The organism is Bacillus sp. MRMR6, assembly GCF_001940785.1.
Lineage (GTDB): Bacteria > Bacillota > Bacilli > Bacillales > Cytobacillaceae > Neobacillus.
Map to the genome: position 1 here is coordinate 43313 of NZ_MSLS01000011.1, position 20699 is coordinate 64011.

Here is a 20699-nt window from a genome sequence, read left to right on the forward strand (position 1 = left end):
ATGTTAATACTTGAAGACGTCCATAAAGTCTATGGAAAAGGCAACGAGAAAAAAGTGGAAGCGTTGAAAGGAATAAGCCTTCAAGTTGATAAAGGTGAAATATTTGGTGTGGTCGGTTTTAGCGGTGCTGGAAAAAGTACGCTGATCCGTTGTGTAAACTTATTGGAACGCCCCACCTCAGGAAAAGTCCTTATAAATGGTATCGATCTTTTATCCCTGACTCCCAAGGAATTACGCAAACAAAGAAAAAAGATTGGGATGATTTTCCAACAATATAATCTATTACACTCAAAAACTATTTTCCACAATGTAGCCATGCCTCTTATCTTGGAAGGAAGACCAAAAAATGAGATCAGGCAAAAAGTGGAACAGTTACTTGAATTCGTCGGCTTGAGGGACAGGATGAACCATTATCCCGAGCAGTTGTCGGGAGGTCAAAAGCAAAGAGTCGGAATTGCAAGGGCATTAGTTACAGACCCTGATATCCTATTATGCGATGAAGCGACATCCGCCTTGGACCCTAATACAACTGAGGCTGTTCTAGAGCTATTACGCAAGGTTAGGGCTGAATTCGGCGTTACCATTCTAATGATCACCCACGAAATGAACGTGATTCGTGACGTATGCGATAAAGTTGCCGTTATTGAAAATGGGACAATTGCGGAACAGGGGGCTGTCATTGATGTTTTCACCGAGCCAAAAACAAAGATTGCCAGAAGCTTTGTGCGAACTGTCTTGAACGACAACATACCAAAGTCGATTCAAAAAATAATTATGGAAAGCAGTCAGACGAGTCTCCATAACATCTATCGGATCATCTTTAAAGGCAGCTCGACCAGTGTGCCATTAATCTCAAATACAGCAAAGAATTTTTCCATTGACTTAAATGTGCTTCACGGTATGGTAACCGAGCTTCAAGGTAGTCCATTTGGGAACCTGCTGGTTGAATTTAAAGGTGATCAAGAAGAAATCCAGCGTGCTGTCGACTATATAAGAGAACATAACGCTGTCATTAGGGAGGTGACGGAGGATGCCATTTGATTGGTCATGGTTTTGGCCTGAGTTCTTTGGTTCTATTAATGAGACTCTTTATATGGTCATAGCCGCTCTTATTATTTCCGTCCTCATTGGCTTACCGATAGGTGTAGTTTTAGTTATCACAAGAGAAAACGGCATACTGCAGAATTCCATTGTTTTCAATATTCTGAATGTGGTTATTAATATTTTTCGTTCCATTCCATTCATTATCCTGGTTGTGGCCATCATACCTTTCACTCGTTTTATTGTGGGAACGTCCATTGGTACTACAGCTGCCATCGTGCCGCTGGTCTTATATACGGCCTTTTATATAGGGCGGTTAGTTGAAAACTCACTACTTGAAGTCGATAAAGGCACAATTGAATTGGCACAGGCAATGGGTGCAACTCCCTGGCAAATCATTTGGAGATTTCTCCTGCCGGAAGCTCTTGGCTCAATCGTATTGTCAATGACTATTGCAACTATTGGTTTAATAGGCGCTTCAGCAATGGCAGGAGCAGTTGGCGGCGGAGGTATCGGTGACCTTGCCATTACCTATGGGTATAACCAGTTCAAAACTGAGGTAATGGTCATAACCGTTATTACACTAGTAATTATGGTTCAACTTGTTCAATCATTGGGGAACCTCATTTCTAAAAAGTTACGAAGAAAATAGTCTTTTAAAAAACAACATGGAGGAATCATATCAATGAAAAAATTTGCAATTATTTTAGTAGGTTTACTGCTTTTACTAGCAGGATGCAGCTCTCAATCCAGCGGTGGCAGCGATGATAAAACAGTCAAAGTAGCAACAACATCCGCTGAAGCCCCAACATGGGAATTAGTTAAAAAGCTTGCGAGTGAAAAGGACATTGATATTGAAATTGTTAAGTTTGATGACTATGTGCAGCCAAACCTTGCCCTTGATACCGAAGAAGTAGATTTAAATGCGTTCCAAACGGTCGTTTATTTTGATCAATTTAAAGAAGACCGTAATCTAGAGCTTGCTGCAATTGGGACAACCAATATCTGGCCAATGGGGCTCTATTCTAAAAAAGTGGAATCCATCGATGACATCAAGGATGGAGACCAAATCATTATTCCAAAAGACCCTACAAATCTAGGAAGAGCTCTTCTATTGCTCCAAAAAGCAGGTTTAATTACATTAAAAGAAGGCTTTACTGGTGCTGGCGGAGTAGAAAACATTGAAAGTAATCCAAAGAACTTGGATATCGTTCCGGTTGATGCCGGTCAAACAGCACGTGGTCTGGATGACGCAGCGGCATCAGTTATCAACTGTGATATGGCCATCAACGCTGGTTTAAACCCTACGAATGATCCAATTTTTAGAGAAGATGCGAGCAATAAAGCGTACGTTAATATCATCGCTGCTCATGAGAAGAATAAGGACAACAAAACATTCCAAGAAATTGTAGACATTTATCATTCCAAAGAGGTTACAGACTTTATCCAATCACACTTTAAAGGTGCGGCGGTTCCAGTCATAGAACCAATCTCTTACCTTGATGACTATAAGCAAAACTAATTAAGAACTGGCCTGTTTACTTCTAAACAGGCCAGAACTATTATGAAGAGTGGAGCCAATAAAATGACCAGAGAAACCGTTTATGATGTAGCTATCATTGGCGCTGGCACAATGGGAATGGCAGCCGGCGCTTTTTTAGCACAGCAAAATGTAAAGACCCTATTAATTGATGCCTTTGATCCGCCTCATAATCATGGAAGCCATCACGGAGATACGCGCATGATTAGGCACGCATATGGTGAAGGCCGGCAGTACGTTACACTGGTGAAACGGGCCCAGCAGTTATGGGAGGAACTAGGAAAGGAAAGCGGCTATAAAGTTTTTGAAAAAACTGGTGTCCTCGGACTTGGCCCAAGTGATTCTTCCTTTCTTCATGAAACCATTGAGGCTGCTAAAAAATATGAATTGCCTTTACAGGTGTTAAGTTCCAATGAGGTAAAAGAAAAATGGCCAGGTATTTCAATACCGGATAACTATATAGGCTGCTTTGAGGGGGAATCAGGATTAATCTATAGTGAAAAGGCCATACAGGCTTATAAGGAAATCGCAATCAAGAATGGGGCACAGCTAGTCACTAATACACCCGTTCAGCAAATCGGCATGAACAGTAAGGAAGTAGTAAAAATTGTAACATCAGACACCATTTTTACGGCTAAAAAGATCATCGTCACAGTAGGGGCATGGGCAGCCAAACTGCTGCCTGATTTAAACCTGCCGATTCAACCGGTCCGTAAGGTAGTTGGCTGGTTTGAGACACTTGAAGGCCTATATGACTCTAGTCATTTTCCATCTTTTTATGTAGATGATAAGGATAAAATGTTTTATGGATTTCCTAGTATAAATGGTGCGGGTCTTAAGGTAGGAAGAACCGATGGCGGACAAGAAATTGATCCAGACCAACACAAACAAAACTTCGGAAAATATGATACAGATGAAGGAGATCTTCGTGATTTTCTTAGAGCCTATATGCCTGAAGCAAATGGGACGTTAAAGCAAGGAAAAACTTGTATATATACGCTATCCAGCGACCATGATTTCATCGTCGATCAGCACCCTGAAAATAACAACGTCATCATTGCCTGCGGTTTTTCCGGACACGGTTTTAAATTTGGAAGTGTAATGGGTGAAGTACTGAGCCAGATGGCAATAAAAGGACAAAGCGAATATGACATTTCAATATTCTCTCTCAAGAGATTTGGTTTGTGACACACAATGAATAGCAATCAACATAAAGGGATAACCATTTCCATGGTCATCCCTTTTTATTGTTCCTATCTAATCCAAGAAACTAATTAAAATCATCATTCCAAGGATTTTAGCTTTAGAGTATTACATCTATTAATCCCACCTGTATACACTACAAGTTGTATTATAGATACACAGTACCTATTGTTAAATCAAAAGGACGGCTTCCTACCGTGATTGTATCAATCACCATATTCGTTCCTGAATTAATAACTGAAACTGTATTTCCATTACCATTTGAGACATATAATCTAGTCCCATCTGGCGTGAAGCTTATTCCTTCTTGAGGACCATCTCCAACCATGACGGTTTCAATCACCATGTTCGTGGCAGTGCTTATTACAGATACGGAATCATCCGTATTATTGGTAACATAAGCTCTAGTCCCATCTGGCATGATTGCAATCCCGATAGGAAAATTCCCAACCGTGATCGTATCAATCACCATGTTTGTGGTGGTGTCTATGACTGACACGGTATCATCACCACTATTTGTTACATAGGCCAATGTCCCATCTGGTGTAAATGCTATAAATTGTGGTCCAACACCGACCATTATGCTGTCGATTACTACATTCGTGGCTGTATTAATCACTGATACGGTATTATCACCTGCATTTGCTACATAGGCTAATGTCCCATCTGGTGTAAAAGCTATGCCTTGTGGCCCACTTCCTACCATAATTGTACCAATCACCATATTCGTGCTAATATCGATAACTGAAATTGAATTTACATTATTATTAGTTACGTAAACCCTTGTACTACTGGGGTTTATAGCTACTTCTACAGGACCATCTCCTACCATGATTGTATCAATCACCATATTGCTAGTGGTATCGATCACTGCTACTGAATCATTACCTGCTGTTGAAACATATACTCGTGTACCATCAGGTGTAATAGCTATTCCAGTCGGTAGATTACCAATGGGTATCGTATCAATAACCATATTGGTGGAAGTATTGATCACTGAAACGGTACCATCACCTGCATTTGATACATACGAAAAAGTTTTTTGTCGGCGAATACCCAAACAAATCATCTCCTTTTTCCATCAGCCCTCTTTTTCCATTCATAGATAGTAGATGGATTAACCCCCTGAAAGCATACCAAATTGTAGTATTACTTAGACTGGGGCATAGCTTAAGTTTTTATAATACTTTATGAAGAAATTGCTTTATTTGATTGGACTAGCGTTGAATTAACAGATAGTAAGGAATCTTTTTCTTGATAACTCCCACAGCTAAAGCAGTGGGGGTCTAGGGTACAGTGGATACATAGAAGTATCTAGCACACTTCTCTAAGGTACCCTTATCTTTCCTTTCGGAAAGAGTTAGATCGTACTTTTACAAATGAAAGAGTTCCACAGGCTTTTGTCCAGGTGATAAAATGCTTCTTTCCTGATGCAAAAACGATTGAAGAATTTTGGCATATGGTCAAAATCGTTGCTTTTCGTTTTAAGTGTGATCAAGACTCAAATGGTATGCTCAGCATAAGCATCCGGGCGTTTAAACAACTGATCCGTAAGCTTAAGTCTACAAATCTGGTTAAACAGCCGATTGCCTTCTTTTATGGAATCTTTACAAACAAATCTGACTTAAAATTTCCAAAAGGCCTTAGTGAAGCCTTAAGCATTTATTTATTGGTCGCTATTGGATTAAAAGGCGGCATAGAACTTTCTCATCATGCAGGTAATGAGTTAATACAACCCGTAATCGGAGCTTTATTTTTAGGAACCTTTATTCCGATAATGACCATTTTTGTCTGCCGATTAATCAAGTTAGATATAAAAAATTCAGTTGCTCTAGGGGCTACTTACGGCTCTGTAAGCATTGTGACCTTTGCAGCTGCCATTTCATTTCTGGAAATGTCCCAGATTAAGTTTGAAAGCTTATGACAGCCATCGTGGTTCTTTTAGAAAGTCCATCGATTATTGTTTCGCTGATCTTGCTACATTGGCTTCGGATGAGAAAAAACTCATCCAAAGAACTAGGGAATGGATCAACATCCATGAACTTTCGCAGCCTTCTCAATCCGCACATAATCAAGGAAAGCCTGTTTGGTAAAAGTATTTTACTTCTAACAGGGAGCTTAGCCATTGGGTATATTGTGGGAGAGAATGGAGTTCCTATTATTAAACCTTTATTTATAGATTTATATCAAAGCGTCTTAGTCATTTTTCTACTTGGAATGGGTCTAATGGCAGGTGAAAGACTTTCAGAAGTAAAAAAATTTGGATGGAAGCTAATTGGGTTAGCTATTGTATTCCCTCTCTTTTTTGGAATGATCGGTATTTTGATTGGCAAATTAGTTGAATTATCGTTAGGAGGTATTTTGCTTATGGGGGTTCTAGCTGCCAGCTCTTCCTATATTGCCGCTCCTGCCGCAATTAAGTCAGCCATCCCTAATGCGAATCCGTCTATTTATCTAGGATTATCGTTAGGAATAACCTTTCCTTTTAAATTAACCATTGGATTACCTTTATATTTTGAAATGGCTAAATTTATTTACTAGTTAAGGAGGAAGAGAATTGAAGAAAATTATTATACGTAATAAAAGCAAATGAGAAAATGATGGAACAAATTATCTAGTTTTGCCTTCCCTTTTTGAGATAGAAGACCCACTGATTAGTGAAATCCTAAACTAACGGAAGAGCCATCATTAAATAACAAATGTTTTATGTGAGCCAAAAATATGCAAGTCTTTATTCATAACTTGATACTTTTGGCTTTTTCCTAAGAATGAAAAAACCTCATTTACTTATGATACGGTACGTATTAATCAGCGGTAATCCTTAACGATAGGTATTATGAACGTTCGCCTAATTCTTCCTTCCAGATCTCTCCTAGTTCTTTTATTGCCTTTTTTCCATCCCCTCTAAAAGATGACCCATGCATAGTAGCTAGGGTTAAGGGATTAAGTTCGGCTAGATTTTGGAGAATCTTTTCGGTTGATGAACTATATGGAATATATTCTGAAAAAGGACTTTGTTGGTAGTTTCGTAATAAATCCCGACAACGATCGGATAAACTAGATTCTGTCAAAGCCTCAACATCCCCATTTTGATGAAAAAGATCTGACGTAAACAATGTTTTATCTTTCCCCTCGAATAATAATCCCGCATCCCAACCGTGAGGAACATGAGGAGTTCGGATATGCCTAAATTCTTTTTTTCCTGTGATTAGTAATTCATTCTCTTGAAGTATACGTGCAGGACGTAAGGCAAAATCATTTACATTGACGAGAGCACCAACCAATCCCGTTACTGCTGTCGCATTCGGTGCGATTGTCAACCATTCATTCAACGCACCACATTCATCTGATTCAAAATGACTAAAGCCGATCCAGCGCAGGGTACTTGGGTTGATAATACGAGACAGAGCTTCTTTCATTTCTGGAAACATCGCTCTTAACCCCGCATGGTATAAAAGTGGTTCATCATCTTTTACTAAAAAATGATTGAATTGCATACCCACCTGTTGAGCAAAAATAGAAATCCGATAAATATCCGGTGCTATTTCTTCAATTCGTGCCAAATACAACATCCCCTTAACTAGTTTTTAGTTGAATAACTAATCAACATTAAAATAATATTCGGGAAATGCTTAAACTAATACATTTTATCTAAGCCTTTAGTCCTCACTATGATACGGTTCACCGCACCTCACATACCGGCAAGCTCCAATGCGATTTCCATCATATTCGTGAAGGCGACTTGTCATTCTTCCGGTGTCGTTTGGATCCTGCTTTTTGAAATAAATTGTTTCCCTTGCGTCCAATTTTAATAAAAGGGCTTTAGCAGAAAATTCATGTAAAATGGACGTATAGTAGCATGATGGTTATAATTTTCTAGCTAGACAGTCCGGATGAATAGGAGGAATTATGATGAGTATGCAATGGCAAATTCAAGAAGCAAAAAATCGACTGAGTCACTTAGTTAAAAAAGCAACGGATGAAGGGCCACAAATTATTAGTGTACGGGGAAAGCCTGCTGCTGTTGTCTTGTCAGTAGATGGATATCAGCGGTTGACCAAACCCAAAACCCGGCTGACGAATTTCTTTAAGGAATCTCCAATACAAAATATTGAACTTGATTTAGAAAGAAGTGCTGATCGAGTAAGAGAGGTTGAATTATGAGATATCTTTTAGACACCAATGTCATTTCAGAGCTCGTAAAAAAGGATCCTCATCCGGGCGTATTACACTGGATTGATGACCGTGATGAAGCCTCTTTGTTTTTGAGCGTGATTACATTTGGTGAGTTTCAGAAAGGCATTAGTAAATTAAGCGATAAAGCTCGGGCTGAACGGATAAAAAAATGGGTAGATCAGGATTGAAGAACTGGTTTTAAGGAACGTATTTTGCCTATAGATTTGGATGTTATTTTCACATGGGGGAGAGTCCAAGGGATTTCAGAAAAGAGCGGAATAAAACTTCCTGTAATGGATAGTTTGATAGCAGCAACGGCAATAGCTCATAATCTAACAGTTGTCACACGAAAGGTAAATGATATCGAGCGTTGTCACGCTCCTGTTTTTAACCCATGGGATGAGGCCTATCGTGATTTATAATACCAACTATATTACAAAGTTTATTCTAAAGAGGTGGACCAAAGCCTTACATAGCAGCCGATTCAGCATATCTAATTAAACGTTTGATTACCTTACATTGTTACTAATTAACCGTTTGATTAGAAATAGGGGGGGCCCTTGTGTTACACGTTTCTCAAAATAATGTACGGTCACTACAGATTTCCTGCAGTGACGTACTCACACATTTATCTTTGTTCTAATACACTGATGAATTCTCTCATATAATCAGGGAGATCCGGCGGACGGCGGCTTGATACTAGGTGTCCGTCTGTTACTACTGGCTCGTCTAACCAAGTCGCTCCTGCATTTTCCATATCATCCCGGATTCCAGGTGTACTTGTTATGGTTTTACCATTAAGAATCTTTGCAGAAATGAGCACCCAGCCAGCATGGCAAATTTGACCAATTACCTTTTCACTTGCATTCATTTCCTGTAAAAGTGAAAGTACTTCTGGAAAACGACGGATTTTATCCGGAGCCCATCCCCCTGGTACTAAAATCGCATCGTAATCATCAGCTTTTACATCGTAATAAGCGTAATCAGATTGGGCGGGAACTCCATATTTCCCTATATATTCTTTGCCGGCCACTTCTCCTGCAAGATGGACGACGGCTCCTTCTTCCCGAAGTCGGTAAATAGGATACCAAAGCTCTAAGTCTTCAAAATCATGATGTACTAGGCTAATCACTTTCTTTCCTTCTAATCTCATAAAATCAATTCCCTTCTAAACAATTGTAAAACTCTACCTTAGAAAGTCCATTTTTTAAGCATGGCCTTAAAGACAAAATAGTCTAATCTGTAGGATTTTGCAACCGCCCTGCCTCTCAAAAACAAAGCGGTGCTTCCCCTAGCGCTTCGATCATATTAATTCATTGTGGTTTTAACTTTCAATGTCCACTAATGAGAGCCCATTCTCTTCAAATTAATGAGATCGCTATTATACCTCGCTAATTGTGCTTGTAGGACTTTTATATAATTCATCATCGCCATTCTTACTATTGAAGGGTAATAACGGCTGTTAAGTTCCAATTCGCATTCCTCTAAATCCATCTTTTTTACTGCTATAATCTTAGTTAACTCCTCTTTCCCCATCGTTCATCCTCCTACATATCAAAAAAGTCATCGTAGTTTATATTTGGATCAAATTTTTTCAGAAAATGGATGATTTTCTTGGCTGTGCTCATTGTGGGTTGATGGCCGTCATCTGAACATAAACGGCTTATGGTGGCAGGACTAACACCTGATTTCTCCAATTCCTTTTGACTGATCCCGCGTTGATCAATAAACTGGCCTAATTTTGATCGCTCTTTCCCCAGGCCAAACCATTCCAAATTCCTACACCTCCAAGTATCTTTCTATAGCTCAAGGATGGACAAAGTTTTGATAGATTATACTAAGTAATTTCATCTCTGAAATATTTTTTCATAGATGATGCAGCATATATGATGATTTTAACCACAAAGAAAGCCACCAATTGGAATTAGTGACTTCTTATTAATAGGATTTAGTTCTTCAAGGTACTTTTCCCATTTAAAATGTACTGCTAATTTTATTACTACTTGTTTTAGACCTTTTGCTTTTACTTTTTAATATTTGAGAATAAGCATTTATGATGACATTGCTAGCCTTCCCATTTTCGATATACACAATCCTGTCTGCCAAAGCTTCTGCATCAGCATGATCATGAGTTACAAAGATGGAAGTAATCCCTGTCTTTTTTAGGATGGTTTTCAGTTCATCTCTAATCTTTTCCTGCAGATTGGCATCAAGGTTACTAAATGGCTCATCTAATAGTAATAACGAAGGCTCTGGTGCAAGTGCTCTAGCGAGCGCCACCCGTTGTTGCTGCCCTCCGCTTAATTCATATGGATACCGATCCTTGTAATCTGTTAAGTTGATAAGCGTCAACATTTCTTCAAGATGCTCTTCCTTTTTCTTTCGGCTCATTTTTCTCAACCCAAATGTAATATTCTTAGCGACTGTCATATGAGGGAATAGAGCATAATCTTGAAAAACCATTCCGACTCCCCTTTTTTCTGGCGGAGTAAAATGAAGATCATTCACCACAACCCTGCCATTAATCATAATCGAACCATTATTAGGTGTTTCTAACCCGGCGATCAATCTTAAAATAGTGCTTTTTCCACTTCCGCTTTCACCTAGAATGGAAATAATCTCACCATTTGCAATATCTAATGAAAAATCCTTAATCGTAGCTTCTTTTGTATTTCGGTATTTATACAGCAAATTTTGTATTTGTACAAACATTAGCTATACTCCCTTTCTAGTACTTTATGGAAAACAAAAATACAAAGGCCGCTTATTAAAATGATCATAAGAGATGCTATGGAAGCTTCTTGTACTCTTTCATCATTAGCATACTTAAAGGCCTGCGTTGCCAAGGTTGAAAAGTTAAACGGCTGTAAAAACAAGGTTAACGGTAATTCTTTTAAAATATCGACAAATACAAGAATAAAACCACTAAAGATCGCCCCTCTTAACATCGGTATATCGATCATAAAGAAGGTTTGAACGCTTGATGAACCTAGCATTCTCGATGCTTCTGAAAAATTGCTTCCGACTTTTTCAAAGCCTGACTCAATAGAATTATAGCCAATGGCCAAAAAGCGGATAATATAAGCAGACACTAACATTACCAGACTTGTTCTCAATACAAGACCTGGCTCTAAATTGAACTTTGCCAAAATATTAAAAATATAGCTGTCTAGTGCTAAAAAGAGTGAAATGACTCCAATGGCAATCGCCGCACCGGGTATAGAGTAGCCGAGAGTTGTAATTCTTGAAATAACCTTCGTCATCGTTCCTTGATGAAGACGGGTATAGTTAGAAATAATTAAAGAAATCAGCACGATAAAGACTGTCCCAACTAAAGCCACAAAGATTGAATTGAATGCCAGTGTGATAAAACCTCTATTGAAAACCTTCTCGTACGTCATCATTGCCCACTTCAGTAATTGCAATAGCGGAACAATAAAGGCGATGCTGAAGATACCAAAACAATAAGCGAATGCTAACCAAGCTTTTATTCCTATTAATTTTTTCGGTTGGATTGGCCTCACCTTCGTTGTAGAGTAGCTAAAGCGTTTCCGTCCTCTAATTATTTTTTCTAACACTAATACGGTTATAACAATAACCATTAATGTACCTGCTAATCTTAGCGCAGAATCGAGGTCCTTCATTCCATACCATGTACGAAAAATAGCAGTACTGAAGGTTTGGATCCCAAAGTAACTGACAACGCCATAATCGTTCAAAACCTCGAGAATAACCAAAGTTACACTTCCGACAATCGCACCTCTTGAAATCGGCAAGGCAACCCGAAAAAAGACTCCGAATGGACTTGCCCCAAGCAGCGTGGCATTTTCAATAACCGATGCTGACTGATTTTGCAGAAAGCTTTTCGTAATCGTGTATACATAGGGATATAAGCACATGGAGAAAATAAATATTGCACCTTGAATTGTCATAATATTAAAGTAGCTCTGGTTTACTTGAACATCAAAGGAATTTCTTAAGGTTGATTGGATCGTCCCTGTATAGTTAACGATTCCATGGTAGGTGTATGCTGCGATATAGGGAGGTACGGCCAAGGGTAAGATCAATGTCCATTTTAAAAAATTCCTAAATGGGAATAGATACATCGTTACTAACCATGCTAGACTTGTGCCGATTATTGTCGTTCCAATAGCTGTAAATAGTATGATCGTGACGGTGTTACCTATATAATCTCTCATTAAGAATTCTTTAATATGCTGCCAATTTTCATTTGGCTCTGTAAATAATTGGAAACCTATTAGCAGGTTGGGGATTAAAATGATCGTAACGAGTAGGAGGCTAAGCATTGACCATATATTTAGTTGCTGTTTCATCTGACGGATAATTTTCAATGCTAGCACATCCTATTTTATATTTATTTACCTATTGGGATATGAATAAATATGTACCGTATCATCAATTATGATACGGTACAAGTATTTGTTAGAGCAATTCTATTTCCAACCAACTTCATTAAAAATTTTGATGGCTTGCTGTTGGTTTTTACCTAAGACTGATAGTTTAATATCTTGTTCTTTAAACTTACCCCAAGATTTCAGTAAATCAGAGGCTTCTACATTTGGGTTAGCTGGGAATTCATAGTTTACCTCAGCAAATTGGCCTTGCGCTTGTTCACTTGATAAAAACTCTATAAATTTAATTGCATTATCTACATTTTTCGCATGCTTCGTAACGGCGATTGCACTTACATTAATGTGTGTCCCAGTTGTCTCTTGGTTAGGGAAGAACACGCCAACATTTTCAGCTACTTTTACTTCTTCAGGGTCTTCAGAATTCAACATTAGACCAATATAGTACGTATTCATAATTGCCACATCTGCTTCACCAGCCACAACTGCCTTTGCTTGGTCACGATCATTTCCTTGCGGCTCTCTTGCCATGTTATCTGTAAAGCCTTGTGCCCATTCTTTAGCGCCTTCCTCACCCATCACTTCAATAAAGGAAGACAATAATGAAATGTTGTACATATTCTCAGAAGTTCGAGAAACAACTTTACCTTTCCATTCAGGCTGTGTTAACGCCTCATAAGTGGACAATTCAGAAGGATTTACACGGTCCTTTGCGTACACAAGCACACGTGCTCTTTTTGCCATACCGAACCATGTATTGTCCTCATCACGTAATTTTTCAGGAATATTCTTGGTGATAACATCACTTTTTACAGATTGAAGTAAATCAGATTCTTTCGCAACATGTAAATTACCTGCATCAGCTGTAAAGAATAGGTCAGCTTCTGTTGATTCTCCCTCAATATTTAAACGTTCCATTAACTCGTCGCCTTTTCCTTCAACAACATTTACTTTAATACCAGTTTGCTCTTCAAAAATTTTATATAATTCAACATCTGACTCATAATGACGGCTTGTATATAGATTAACAACACCTGGCTCTTTTTTTTCTACTTCTTCTTTCGAAGCGTTGGATTCTGATCCTGTTGTTGTCTTGTTTTGTGTTTCAGAACTGGAGCAGCCAACCAATGCTACTATTGATAATAATAAGATAAGACCTAAACTAATTAATTTCTTTCTCATATTGCACCCCGTTTTAATTAATAATGAGAATCACTCTCATCTACTATTATTAATGATTATCATTCTCAAGTCAACGAAATTCTGATAATGAAGTTAATTAAAAATACTAACGTTCACAAATTGTTAATATTTAAAATGTCAGGTGAAAAATTGGTCACGAAACTCAAATGATATTAACAATAGAACAAACACTCCAATCCTCTTCACCTCCAAATCATTTTTAAAACACAAGGATGGACGAAGTTTTTTGATAGATTATACTAACTAGTTTCATCTCTGAAATATTTTTTCATAGATGATGTAACCTGGACAGCCCACTTCCCTTTTGTTTAGTTATTTTAATAATCATTTTAAGACAATAGGAAACAATAAATTAGATAACTCCAAAAATCAGAAATTGAGGTTTGCAAAATGGGTAGATATAAAAACTTTATTTTAATTCTTGGGCAATGGATTTTTCTCGGAAGCGTAATTGGTATCATCGTTGGTTCGACCACTACTTTCCTTTTGGAAACAAATGATTATCTTGGGGATGTAAGGATGAAAAGGGATTGGCTATTCCTCTTTCTCCCCTTTGCTGGAATCATTATAGGATACATTTATATGAACTACGGAAAGGTATTCGTGAATAACATATTAAACGATTCTGCAGAATTAAATAATCTCGTGATTGACTCCGTTCATGGGGAAAAAATGGTACCACGGAGAATGGGACTGATTGTCTATTTTGGTACTTTTCTTACAGTCTTATTTGGAGGTTCTACAGGAAGAGAAGGAGCAGCTGTCCAAATGGGAGGTAGTGTCGCTTCAGCAGTGATTAAATTTTTTAAAGTCAATCAACTCGATACTAAAATTCTAATGATGAGCGGTATAAGTGCTGGTTTTGGCGCTGCCTTTGGAACGCCAATAACTGGTGCGGTTTTTGGGATGGAAATGGCTGCTCTAGGAAAGCTGAAATTCGAAGCACTTGTTCCTTGTCTAGTTGCGAGCTTTGTTGGTCATTATACAACAACTGCTGCCTGGGGGCATAAACACGAAGAATTCATCATCCAAACGATCCCAGAAATATCTGTTATTACATTTTTAAAAGTGATCCTCGTTTCTATTATTTTCAGCCTGATAAGTGTTTTGTACTGCCAGTTGAGACATGGTATCCAAAACTTTTCCGAGAAGCTTTTTAAAAAAAATCATATGAAACGAGCCTTTGTCGGCGGACTGGTCGTCATCCTATTAACTTTATTAGTTGGAACACAAGATTACAATGGTCGAAGCTTGGAGATGTTAGAGCAAGCTTTCAAGGAAGACGTTCCTCCCTTTGCCTTCTTAGCTAAACTAGTATTTACCGCAGTAACACTTGGGAGTGGCTTTGTTGGCGGAGAAGCTATACCTTTGTTCTTCATGGGGGCAACCTTAGGGAACACTCTGCACTCATTCATTGATTTGCCTTTGTCATTTCTAGCTGCATTAGGATTAATTGCTGCTTTTTGCGGCGGTGCCAATACCCCGATTGCAGCTTTTCTTTTAGCAATGGAGTTTTTTGATGGAAAAGGACTAGAGTACTTCTTTATTGCTTGTATCGTTAGTTATTTATTCTCAGGCCATCATGGGCTATGGCCTTCTCAGAAAATGTATGAGCCTAAGAGCAGGCTGTATCAAATTCCTCTGGCAGAAACGATTGAAAAGGTTGAAAAAAAGAAGAAGAAGAAAACATAAATACATGATGAAAGGGGTATGTCGTTGGATTTAAACTTCATTTGGAAATCTGTCGTCATTGTCATAGGCGGAGTTCTAATATTACGGTTAGCTGGCAGAAAATCCATCTCACAGCTTACCGTTGCTCAAACTGTCATGATGGTTGCCGTTGGGTCATTAATTATTCAGCCTGTTGGTGACAGGAACATTTGGATTACATTGATAATCACATTTTTAATGGTGCTTACTCTTATTTTGATTGAGTATATCGTTTTAAAATCAAATGCTTTTGAGACTTTTATTTATGGAAAATCACGGGTAGTAGTCGAAAATGGACAAATTAATAAGAGAAATTTAAAAAAGCTCCGATTAACCGTTGATATGCTAGAGGTACGAATGAGACAACAAAACATACAAAATATCAGTGACTTACAATGGGCAACCATCGAAACGAACGGCCAGTTAGGATATATGTTAAAGCCGGATAAACAATATGCTACTAAAGAAGATATACAGTTGCTAAAATCGATGATTGAATTACACCTACCTAATTCCTCTACTGAAATCTCACTAACTCAACAACATGAGTCAGATAACATATTTACTGAAGTTAAAAATAGAAAGCATTTTGAAAAACCTAAAGAGGATTTGGATTAACAGCTAAGTTTATTATTGACCGAAGCCAATATTGTCTAAAGGAAATTTTTTTCTCCAAGCTTGTTATAGATATAATTTTTAACTCCATTGAATAAATTGATAATAATAAATCTCACTGGAAAGGGGCTTGCCTGATGGATGTCTGCATTTCTTGTGGAGAGGAATTGTCAATTATGGAGAGAAATCGAGCAGAATGCTGGGAGTGCAGGGATACGACAACAGAGGTATATGAAGAGGAATAAATCGTACAAAGTTCTGTTAAAACAGGCTATTGGCTATGAAATGAAAAGTAGTTCCCCAAAAGACACCAATCCTCAACTGGTGTCTTTTCAACTAGTATTGAAAAGAGACACCATCCACAGGGTATGTGATGTCTCACTTTAAACAACTGCAAATCAAGACATTTAAATAATTTAAATAGGGTCTGGCTCTTCTTCCGTTTTTCCCACTTTCACTTTCTTCTTCTCATTTTTCTTTTCCGGGACTTCTTTCCTAAAGTCTTTTAAGATTGCAAATGACATCGCAATCAGAACAAAGGTCAAGGGAAATGCACTTACGATGATGGCGGTTTGCATGGCATTCAGACCCCCCGAGAGCATGAGTACGACCGCAGAGGCCGAAAGAAATAGTCCCCAGACTATTTTTACAATATTAGGGGGATTCAAATCTCCATGTGTAGTTTGCATCCCTAATACAAATGTTGCTGAATCTGCTGATGTAACAAAGAAGGTAGTAATTAATAATAGGGTCACTCCAACCAGAATACCTGAAAATGCTAATCGGTCATAAACATAAAATAGGGCTGTTTCTAAGTTTTGTCCTGATATGTTAACACCCTCAAAATATTCAAAATAGATGGCTGTACCACCGAATACAGAAAACCAAAAGGCACACACAAGTGTAGGTATTACAAGTACTGCGATCATAAACTCACGTACAGACCTTCCTTTAGACACACGTGCGATGAAAGTTCCAACAAATGGAGCCCACGCAATCCACCAAGCCCAGTAAAAAATCGTCCAATCTTTTATCCAAGTAGACTGTTCCTGATTGAAGGGGGTCAGTCTTAATCCCATACTAGGCAAGTTTTGAATATAACTTCCCAATGTCGTGGTAAATAAATCAAGAATAAATCCTGTTGGACATAAGATGAGGAACGTGATTAGTAAAATCACAGCTAAAATTAAATTTGCATTGCTTAAATATTTTATTCCTTTTTGGAGGCCGGTACTTGCTGAAAGTAGAAAAAGGACAGTTACGATAGCGATGATAATTAGTTGGGTCGTAAAGTTGTTTGGTACATCTGCAACATAATTTAAACCGCCATTTATTTGAGCAGCTCCCAATCCTAATGATGCAGCTACCCCAAAAATCGTTGCAAAGACGGCTACTACGTCAATAATTGTTCCTAAGGTTCCTTTGGCTTTTTCACCGATAAGCGGTACTAGTGTAATACTCATTAAGCCTGGTTCCTTTTTTCTAAACTTGTAATAAGCCAATATAAGTGCAATCACCGCATAAATAGCCCATGCATGAAATCCCCAGTGCATATATGTATATCTTAAAGCTAATTTAGCGGCTTCCGGTGTACCACCTTCACCTATCGGAGGGTTCCTAAAGTGTGAAATAGGTTCGGAAACACCAAAGAAAAGTAGCCCAATTCCCATTCCGGCACTAAATAGCATGGCAAACCATGTTGCACGGTTAAAGTCAGGCTTGTCATCCTGTGCGCCTAGTTTGATTTTTCCGTACTTACTAAAAATCAAGAATAACGCAAATAGAAGAAAGAAAGTTGCTGATAATTGATAGAACCAACCGAAGGTATCTAAAAAGAAGGCCTTCGTTTGATCCATCTTTTCACCTAATTGTACTGGTGAAACTGCTCCCCATATGACAAAAGCACTTGCAATCACGAGGGAAATCCAAAATACATTTGAAACCTTACTCAAATAAGCCAACTCCCTGCGGTAGATTTAGAGGTAAGATATTGTTATATTTCCCGATTTTCTAATATCAATCAGTTTTTTAAAATATACCTTATATACGTGATGACATATTTTGGATTTGAAATGACGATACCCACTTAGTGAAAAAGGAAACTTTTATGACCCTCGTTTTTCTTGATAGTATTTTCTCGACATTCACAATATTTACATAAATCCTTCCAATTTCAATGGAAATTAGCGGTATAATACAAATTGTTCCTCGTATTACCCTCCAAAATAATTCATTTGAAAGCAGGTTGATTTATGAGAAGTAGTCGTCATAAAAGGAATGTTAGTAATGCCAACATGCCAGAGGTAAATGTTAGGGTCGTACCATTTACAACCACGAAAGAACGGACAGAGTTCTTTAAGAACTTAGCCATAAGTTCCGAGTTTGACATGAGGCAACGCGGTATCCTCGAGTATTATGGAAAAGATTTGATTGCCTATAAATTGGAAGATCCTAAAAATGAAAACCGCAATGAATTCCTCCGTGTACTCGCAGAATATATGACTACTCGCCTAGAAGATAATTGTCCCCCTTCTTGGAAAGCATGCCATTCCCCTTTTTGGGAAGAATTGATTTTCGCCTTTATTCCACATAACCTACAAATTAACCCAAACCAAAATGAAGCTGAAACCTATCTAAATGAATTAAAAATGTTTGTTAAATGGCTTGATAAACGTGCCCAAACGAATTGGTATCCTATTGTTACCAATTATGTAAAAGCTGCAGTATCCGACCTAATCATTTGTGAAAGCATCCTCCATGCCATCTTTTTAGACCACTATCCCAAACTCTTCCAGGATGACTGGAATCCATTCAAAGATATTGAAAATCTGGACAATGAATTTGAACAGTGTGCTGATCAAGTGAATAGTTGTTTCGTTGTGACAAAATTGATCGATGATCTGATTGAATTAACAGAATATAAAACTGACCGGATGTATCAGCTAAAAGGATTACCATCAGAATTGATGAAACTTGGCCTGATTATGAACGGTTCCATCGGTAGAAAACGGAATGACCTGTACTACAAATGGTTTCATACTGGCGGGATCTATCCGCCAAAAGCAAGAAAATGCTTCAACTTTTAACTATCGGGGCAGACGTTTTTCGTCAGCCCTATATCTGATTATGGAAGGATAACACTTATGTTACTTAAGGCTAGGACCGAATCGGAAGAATTATTTATTATGCGTAGTTTAAATGCGCGGATGGATTTGCCTTATAATGAAAAGGTACACCTTTACAACCTAGAAAAAGGTTATGAGGGGGAGGTGAAATTTGATTTATTAGCCGAAAGTTTATTAGAAGAAAGATATATTATGAATGACCTGTTGCTACAAGTAAATAACTCCTACTTTCAAATTGATACTTTGATTATTTCGCAGGGACTGATTCAGCTTTTGGATATAAAGAATTTTGAAGGTGATTGGTACTTAAAAGATGAAATACTTATGGCAGTAAAAACCGAACGGGAATACAAGAATCCAGTACTCCAGTTGAAAAGATGTGCCACTCTTTTCCGCCAGCTTCTCCAAAACTTAAAGCTAGATTACCTTGTGGATTCCTCCGTTATTTTTATCAATCCAGAGTTCACCTTGTACAAAGCTCCCATGGACCAGCCTTTCCTTCTCCCCACTCAAATAAATCATTTTTTTCAGGATTTAAACAGCACACCTTCAAAATTAAATGATGGCCATAAAACGCTAGCCCAACAAATCCTTTCACTCCATCAAACAAAGAACCCCTTTGTACAATTGCCTGAATTTGATTATGATCACTTGAATAAAGGGACTTTGTGTAAAACATGTTTGACCTTTTCTCTTTCAATTGAAAGTAATAGGCTGGTATGCGTGAAATGTGGAGGCCATGAAACTTTTGAACAAGCTATTTTGCGGAATGTAGCTGAATATAAGCTACTGTTTCCTGAGCGGAGGATTACTACCCCGAGGATCTATGAGTGGTGTAATATGAATATGTCGAAGAGGACATTTACTAGGGTTTTAAAGAAAAACTATACTGCTTGCAGTGTTCATAGACATACGTATTATATATAACAGCCTTTGAATCTGTCCTGTATTGGACAGATTCAAGCTTATTTTGCTCACCTTGTCCGATTGACGTCTCCTCTTTGACAACGACTCCACTCTTCCAACCATGATTGTCCGATTGAACCCTCCTACCTACCGGACACCGATCCTCGGTTTCTTTACCCACTGTCCAAGTTTGCTAAGATAGCAGTTGACTTCTATCTCCAAATTGCTATTATTAGGCACAAAGAAAAATTACATACGAAAGTAGATGATTCAGCTTGAGTACGAAAGAAATAACAACGAAATTTAACATAAGAAAGCCCGCCACCGAGGTTTTCGAAGCAATAGCCGACCCTAACCAAATGGCTAATTATTGGTTTTCTTCAGGTACAGGGAGAATTGAGCAGGGCAAAACGATTACCTGGAGATATGATGAGTACAATGCAGAAGGAGTCATACAGGTGTTAGAAGTGGAAGAAAATAAGAAAATCCAGTTCTCTTGGGGTGAACTAAACCAGCAAACCATCGTCACGATTACCCTAGAGTCGCTTGAAAACACCCAAACCATTATCGAAATAATTGAATCTGGTTTTAAAGAAGATGACCCCGATCTAATCAACAAAATGGTTGGCCAAAAAGGCGGCTGGGTGTATATGTTAACTTGTCTAAAGGGTTACCTAGAAAATGGGACAAATACTTTAAGAGCATCACTAATTCATTAATTGCATCACAACAACAAAAATGGCGTGTAAATCCACAAGTTGGCTGCACGCCTTCTTTCCTAAGCTTATTTTTAAAAATATAAGCCTTCAT

At 38.1% G+C, this 20699-nt stretch carries 21 protein-coding genes and 1 pseudogene; 13 read left to right on the forward strand and 9 right to left on the reverse strand.

Annotated features, from left to right (window positions below):
• From BTR25_RS12505 to solA, 4 genes are all read left to right on the forward strand, one after another.
• The gene (locus BTR25_RS12505) at positions 1 to 1041 is read left to right on the forward strand and encodes a methionine ABC transporter ATP-binding protein (protein WP_075688478.1); all 1041 of its coding nucleotides are present in this window, start codon (positions 1 to 3) and stop codon (positions 1039 to 1041) included.
• Positions 1031 to 1693 carry a methionine ABC transporter permease gene (locus BTR25_RS12510; RefSeq protein ID WP_075688403.1) on the forward strand — a complete coding sequence of 221 codons (663 nt, stop codon included), beginning with the start codon at positions 1031 to 1033 and terminating at the stop codon, positions 1691 to 1693. The genes BTR25_RS12505 and BTR25_RS12510 overlap by 11 nt, the downstream gene beginning before the upstream one ends.
• 33 nt (positions 1694 to 1726) lie before the next feature.
• Positions 1727 to 2563 (forward strand): MetQ/NlpA family ABC transporter substrate-binding protein, encoded by an 837-nt coding sequence (locus BTR25_RS12515; protein WP_075688404.1) that lies wholly within the window; start codon positions 1727 to 1729, stop codon positions 2561 to 2563.
• 63 nt (positions 2564 to 2626) lie between these two features.
• Positions 2627 to 3769, forward strand: a complete 1143-nt coding sequence (gene solA / locus BTR25_RS12520; protein ID WP_075688405.1) for an N-methyl-L-tryptophan oxidase — start codon at positions 2627 to 2629, stop codon at positions 3767 to 3769.
• Positions 3770 to 3932: 163 nt separating this feature from the next.
• Here the strand turns inward: solA and BTR25_RS12525 are convergent, their stop codons facing one another.
• Complete coding sequence (locus tag BTR25_RS12525) at positions 3933 to 4844, reverse strand: beta-propeller fold lactonase family protein (RefSeq protein ID WP_075688406.1); 912 nt, start codon at positions 4842 to 4844, stop codon at positions 3933 to 3935.
• A gap of 450 nt (positions 4845 to 5294) precedes the next feature.
• On the opposite strand from BTR25_RS12525, the pseudogene BTR25_RS28625 reads away from it, so the two are divergent.
• Positions 5295 to 6325, forward strand: a pseudogene (locus tag BTR25_RS28625) (sodium-dependent bicarbonate transport family permease).
• A gap of 293 nt (positions 6326 to 6618) precedes the next feature.
• Here BTR25_RS28625 and BTR25_RS12535 read toward each other — a convergent pair.
• A complete protein-coding gene (locus tag BTR25_RS12535; RefSeq protein ID WP_139311231.1) occupies positions 6619 to 7347 on the reverse strand; it encodes an oxygen-binding di-iron domain-containing protein in 729 nt (242 codons plus the stop codon).
• A gap of 346 nt (positions 7348 to 7693) precedes the next feature.
• Here BTR25_RS12535 and BTR25_RS12540 point away from each other — a divergent pair, with 346 nt between their 5' ends.
• Genes BTR25_RS12540 through BTR25_RS27970 form a run of 3 tightly spaced genes read left to right on the forward strand, consistent with a single transcriptional unit; the run spans position 7694 to position 8382 of the window.
• On the forward strand, positions 7694 to 7948 hold the full coding sequence (locus BTR25_RS12540) for a type II toxin-antitoxin system Phd/YefM family antitoxin (RefSeq protein ID WP_254842703.1): 255 nt from the start codon (positions 7694 to 7696) through the stop codon (positions 7946 to 7948).
• Positions 7945 to 8148 carry a PIN domain-containing protein gene (locus BTR25_RS27965; RefSeq protein WP_217696968.1) on the forward strand — a complete coding sequence of 68 codons (204 nt, stop codon included), beginning with the start codon at positions 7945 to 7947 and terminating at the stop codon, positions 8146 to 8148. Before BTR25_RS12540 ends, BTR25_RS27965 begins: the two co-directional genes overlap by 4 nt.
• Positions 8149 to 8172: 24 nt before the next feature.
• Positions 8173 to 8382, forward strand: a complete 210-nt coding sequence (locus BTR25_RS27970; protein WP_217696969.1) for a PIN domain-containing protein — start codon at positions 8173 to 8175, stop codon at positions 8380 to 8382.
• Between the two features lie 206 nt (positions 8383 to 8588).
• Here BTR25_RS27970 and BTR25_RS12550 read toward each other — a convergent pair whose 3' ends face one another.
• The 6 genes from BTR25_RS12550 to BTR25_RS12575 form a co-directional block, all read right to left on the reverse strand.
• Positions 8589 to 9113 (reverse strand): type 1 glutamine amidotransferase domain-containing protein, encoded by a 525-nt coding sequence (locus tag BTR25_RS12550; RefSeq protein ID WP_075688409.1) that lies wholly within the window; start codon positions 9111 to 9113, stop codon positions 8589 to 8591.
• A 188-nt stretch (positions 9114 to 9301) separates the two neighbouring features.
• Positions 9302 to 9496, reverse strand: coding sequence for a hypothetical protein (locus BTR25_RS12555; protein WP_075688410.1), 195 nt, complete (start codon positions 9494 to 9496; stop codon positions 9302 to 9304).
• An 11-nt stretch (positions 9497 to 9507) separates the two neighbouring features.
• Positions 9508 to 9735 (reverse strand): helix-turn-helix domain-containing protein, encoded by a 228-nt coding sequence (locus BTR25_RS12560; protein WP_075688411.1) that lies wholly within the window; start codon positions 9733 to 9735, stop codon positions 9508 to 9510.
• Positions 9736 to 9934: 199 nt separating this feature from the next.
• The gene (locus BTR25_RS12565) at positions 9935 to 10672 is read right to left on the reverse strand and encodes an ABC transporter ATP-binding protein (RefSeq protein WP_075688412.1); all 738 of its coding nucleotides are present in this window, start codon (positions 10670 to 10672) and stop codon (positions 9935 to 9937) included.
• Positions 10672 to 12294, reverse strand: a complete 1623-nt coding sequence (locus tag BTR25_RS12570) for an ABC transporter permease (protein WP_075688479.1) — start codon at positions 12292 to 12294, stop codon at positions 10672 to 10674. Before BTR25_RS12570 ends, BTR25_RS12565 begins: the two co-directional genes overlap by 1 nt.
• Positions 12295 to 12414: 120 nt before the next feature.
• On the reverse strand, positions 12415 to 13512 hold the full coding sequence (locus tag BTR25_RS12575) for a Fe(3+) ABC transporter substrate-binding protein (protein ID WP_075688413.1): 1098 nt from the start codon (positions 13510 to 13512) through the stop codon (positions 12415 to 12417).
• Positions 13513 to 13923: 411 nt separating this feature from the next.
• Between BTR25_RS12575 and BTR25_RS12580 the strand changes: the two genes are divergently transcribed.
• Both BTR25_RS12580 and BTR25_RS12585 read left to right on the forward strand, forming a co-directional pair.
• The gene (locus BTR25_RS12580; protein ID WP_075688414.1) at positions 13924 to 15225 is read left to right on the forward strand and encodes a chloride channel protein; all 1302 of its coding nucleotides are present in this window, start codon (positions 13924 to 13926) and stop codon (positions 15223 to 15225) included.
• Positions 15226 to 15243: 18 nt separating this feature from the next.
• Complete coding sequence (locus BTR25_RS12585; RefSeq protein ID WP_483295256.1) at positions 15244 to 15861, forward strand: DUF421 domain-containing protein; 618 nt, start codon at positions 15244 to 15246, stop codon at positions 15859 to 15861.
• 413 nt (positions 15862 to 16274) lie between these two features.
• Here BTR25_RS12585 and BTR25_RS12590 read toward each other — a convergent pair whose 3' ends face one another.
• A complete protein-coding gene (locus tag BTR25_RS12590; protein ID WP_075688416.1) occupies positions 16275 to 17810 on the reverse strand; it encodes a glycine betaine uptake BCCT transporter in 1536 nt (511 codons plus the stop codon).
• 300 nt (positions 17811 to 18110) lie between these two features.
• Between BTR25_RS12590 and BTR25_RS12595 the strand changes: the two genes are divergently transcribed.
• The 3 genes from BTR25_RS12595 (at position 18111) to BTR25_RS12605 (ending at position 20608) form a co-directional block, all read left to right on the forward strand.
• Positions 18111 to 18944, forward strand: coding sequence for a hypothetical protein (locus tag BTR25_RS12595; RefSeq protein WP_075688417.1), 834 nt, complete (start codon positions 18111 to 18113; stop codon positions 18942 to 18944).
• 57 nt (positions 18945 to 19001) lie between these two features.
• Positions 19002 to 19910 carry a nuclease-related domain-containing protein gene (locus tag BTR25_RS12600; protein ID WP_075688418.1) on the forward strand — a complete coding sequence of 303 codons (909 nt, stop codon included), beginning with the start codon at positions 19002 to 19004 and terminating at the stop codon, positions 19908 to 19910.
• Between the two features lie 254 nt (positions 19911 to 20164).
• Positions 20165 to 20608 (forward strand): SRPBCC family protein, encoded by a 444-nt coding sequence (locus BTR25_RS12605; protein WP_075688419.1) that lies wholly within the window; start codon positions 20165 to 20167, stop codon positions 20606 to 20608.
• Positions 20609 to 20699: the final 91 nt, after the last annotated feature.

Bases quoted from the DNA above. Each gene is read 5' to 3' on its own strand.
- BTR25_RS12505 (WP_075688478.1), top strand. From the start codon at position 1: ATGTTAATACTTGAAGACGTCCATAAAGTCTATGGAAAAGGCAACGAG.
- BTR25_RS12510 (WP_075688403.1), top strand. From the start codon at position 1,031: ATGCCATTTGATTGGTCATGGTTTTGGCCTGAGTTCTTTGGTTCTATT.
- BTR25_RS12515 (WP_075688404.1), top strand. From the start codon at position 1,727: ATGAAAAAATTTGCAATTATTTTAGTAGGTTTACTGCTTTTACTAGCA.
- solA (WP_075688405.1), top strand. From the start codon at position 2,627: ATGACCAGAGAAACCGTTTATGATGTAGCTATCATTGGCGCTGGCACA.
- BTR25_RS12540 (WP_254842703.1), top strand. From the start codon at position 7,694: ATGATGAGTATGCAATGGCAAATTCAAGAAGCAAAAAATCGACTGAGT.
- BTR25_RS27965 (WP_217696968.1), top strand. From the start codon at position 7,945: ATGAGATATCTTTTAGACACCAATGTCATTTCAGAGCTCGTAAAAAAG.
- BTR25_RS12550 (WP_075688409.1), bottom strand. From the start codon at position 9,113: ATGAGATTAGAAGGAAAGAAAGTGATTAGCCTAGTACATCATGATTTT.
- BTR25_RS12555 (WP_075688410.1), bottom strand. From the start codon at position 9,496: ATGGGGAAAGAGGAGTTAACTAAGATTATAGCAGTAAAAAAGATGGAT.
- BTR25_RS12565 (WP_075688412.1), bottom strand. From the start codon at position 10,672: ATGTTTGTACAAATACAAAATTTGCTGTATAAATACCGAAATACAAAA.
- BTR25_RS12570 (WP_075688479.1), bottom strand. From the start codon at position 12,294: ATGAAACAGCAACTAAATATATGGTCAATGCTTAGCCTCCTACTCGTT.
- BTR25_RS12575 (WP_075688413.1), bottom strand. From the start codon at position 13,512: ATGAGAAAGAAATTAATTAGTTTAGGTCTTATCTTATTATTATCAATA.
- BTR25_RS12580 (WP_075688414.1), top strand. From the start codon at position 13,924: ATGGGTAGATATAAAAACTTTATTTTAATTCTTGGGCAATGGATTTTT.
- BTR25_RS12585 (WP_483295256.1), top strand. From the start codon at position 15,244: ATGTCGTTGGATTTAAACTTCATTTGGAAATCTGTCGTCATTGTCATA.
- BTR25_RS12595 (WP_075688417.1), top strand. From the start codon at position 18,111: ATGAGAAGTAGTCGTCATAAAAGGAATGTTAGTAATGCCAACATGCCA.
- BTR25_RS12600 (WP_075688418.1), top strand. From the start codon at position 19,002: ATGTTACTTAAGGCTAGGACCGAATCGGAAGAATTATTTATTATGCGT.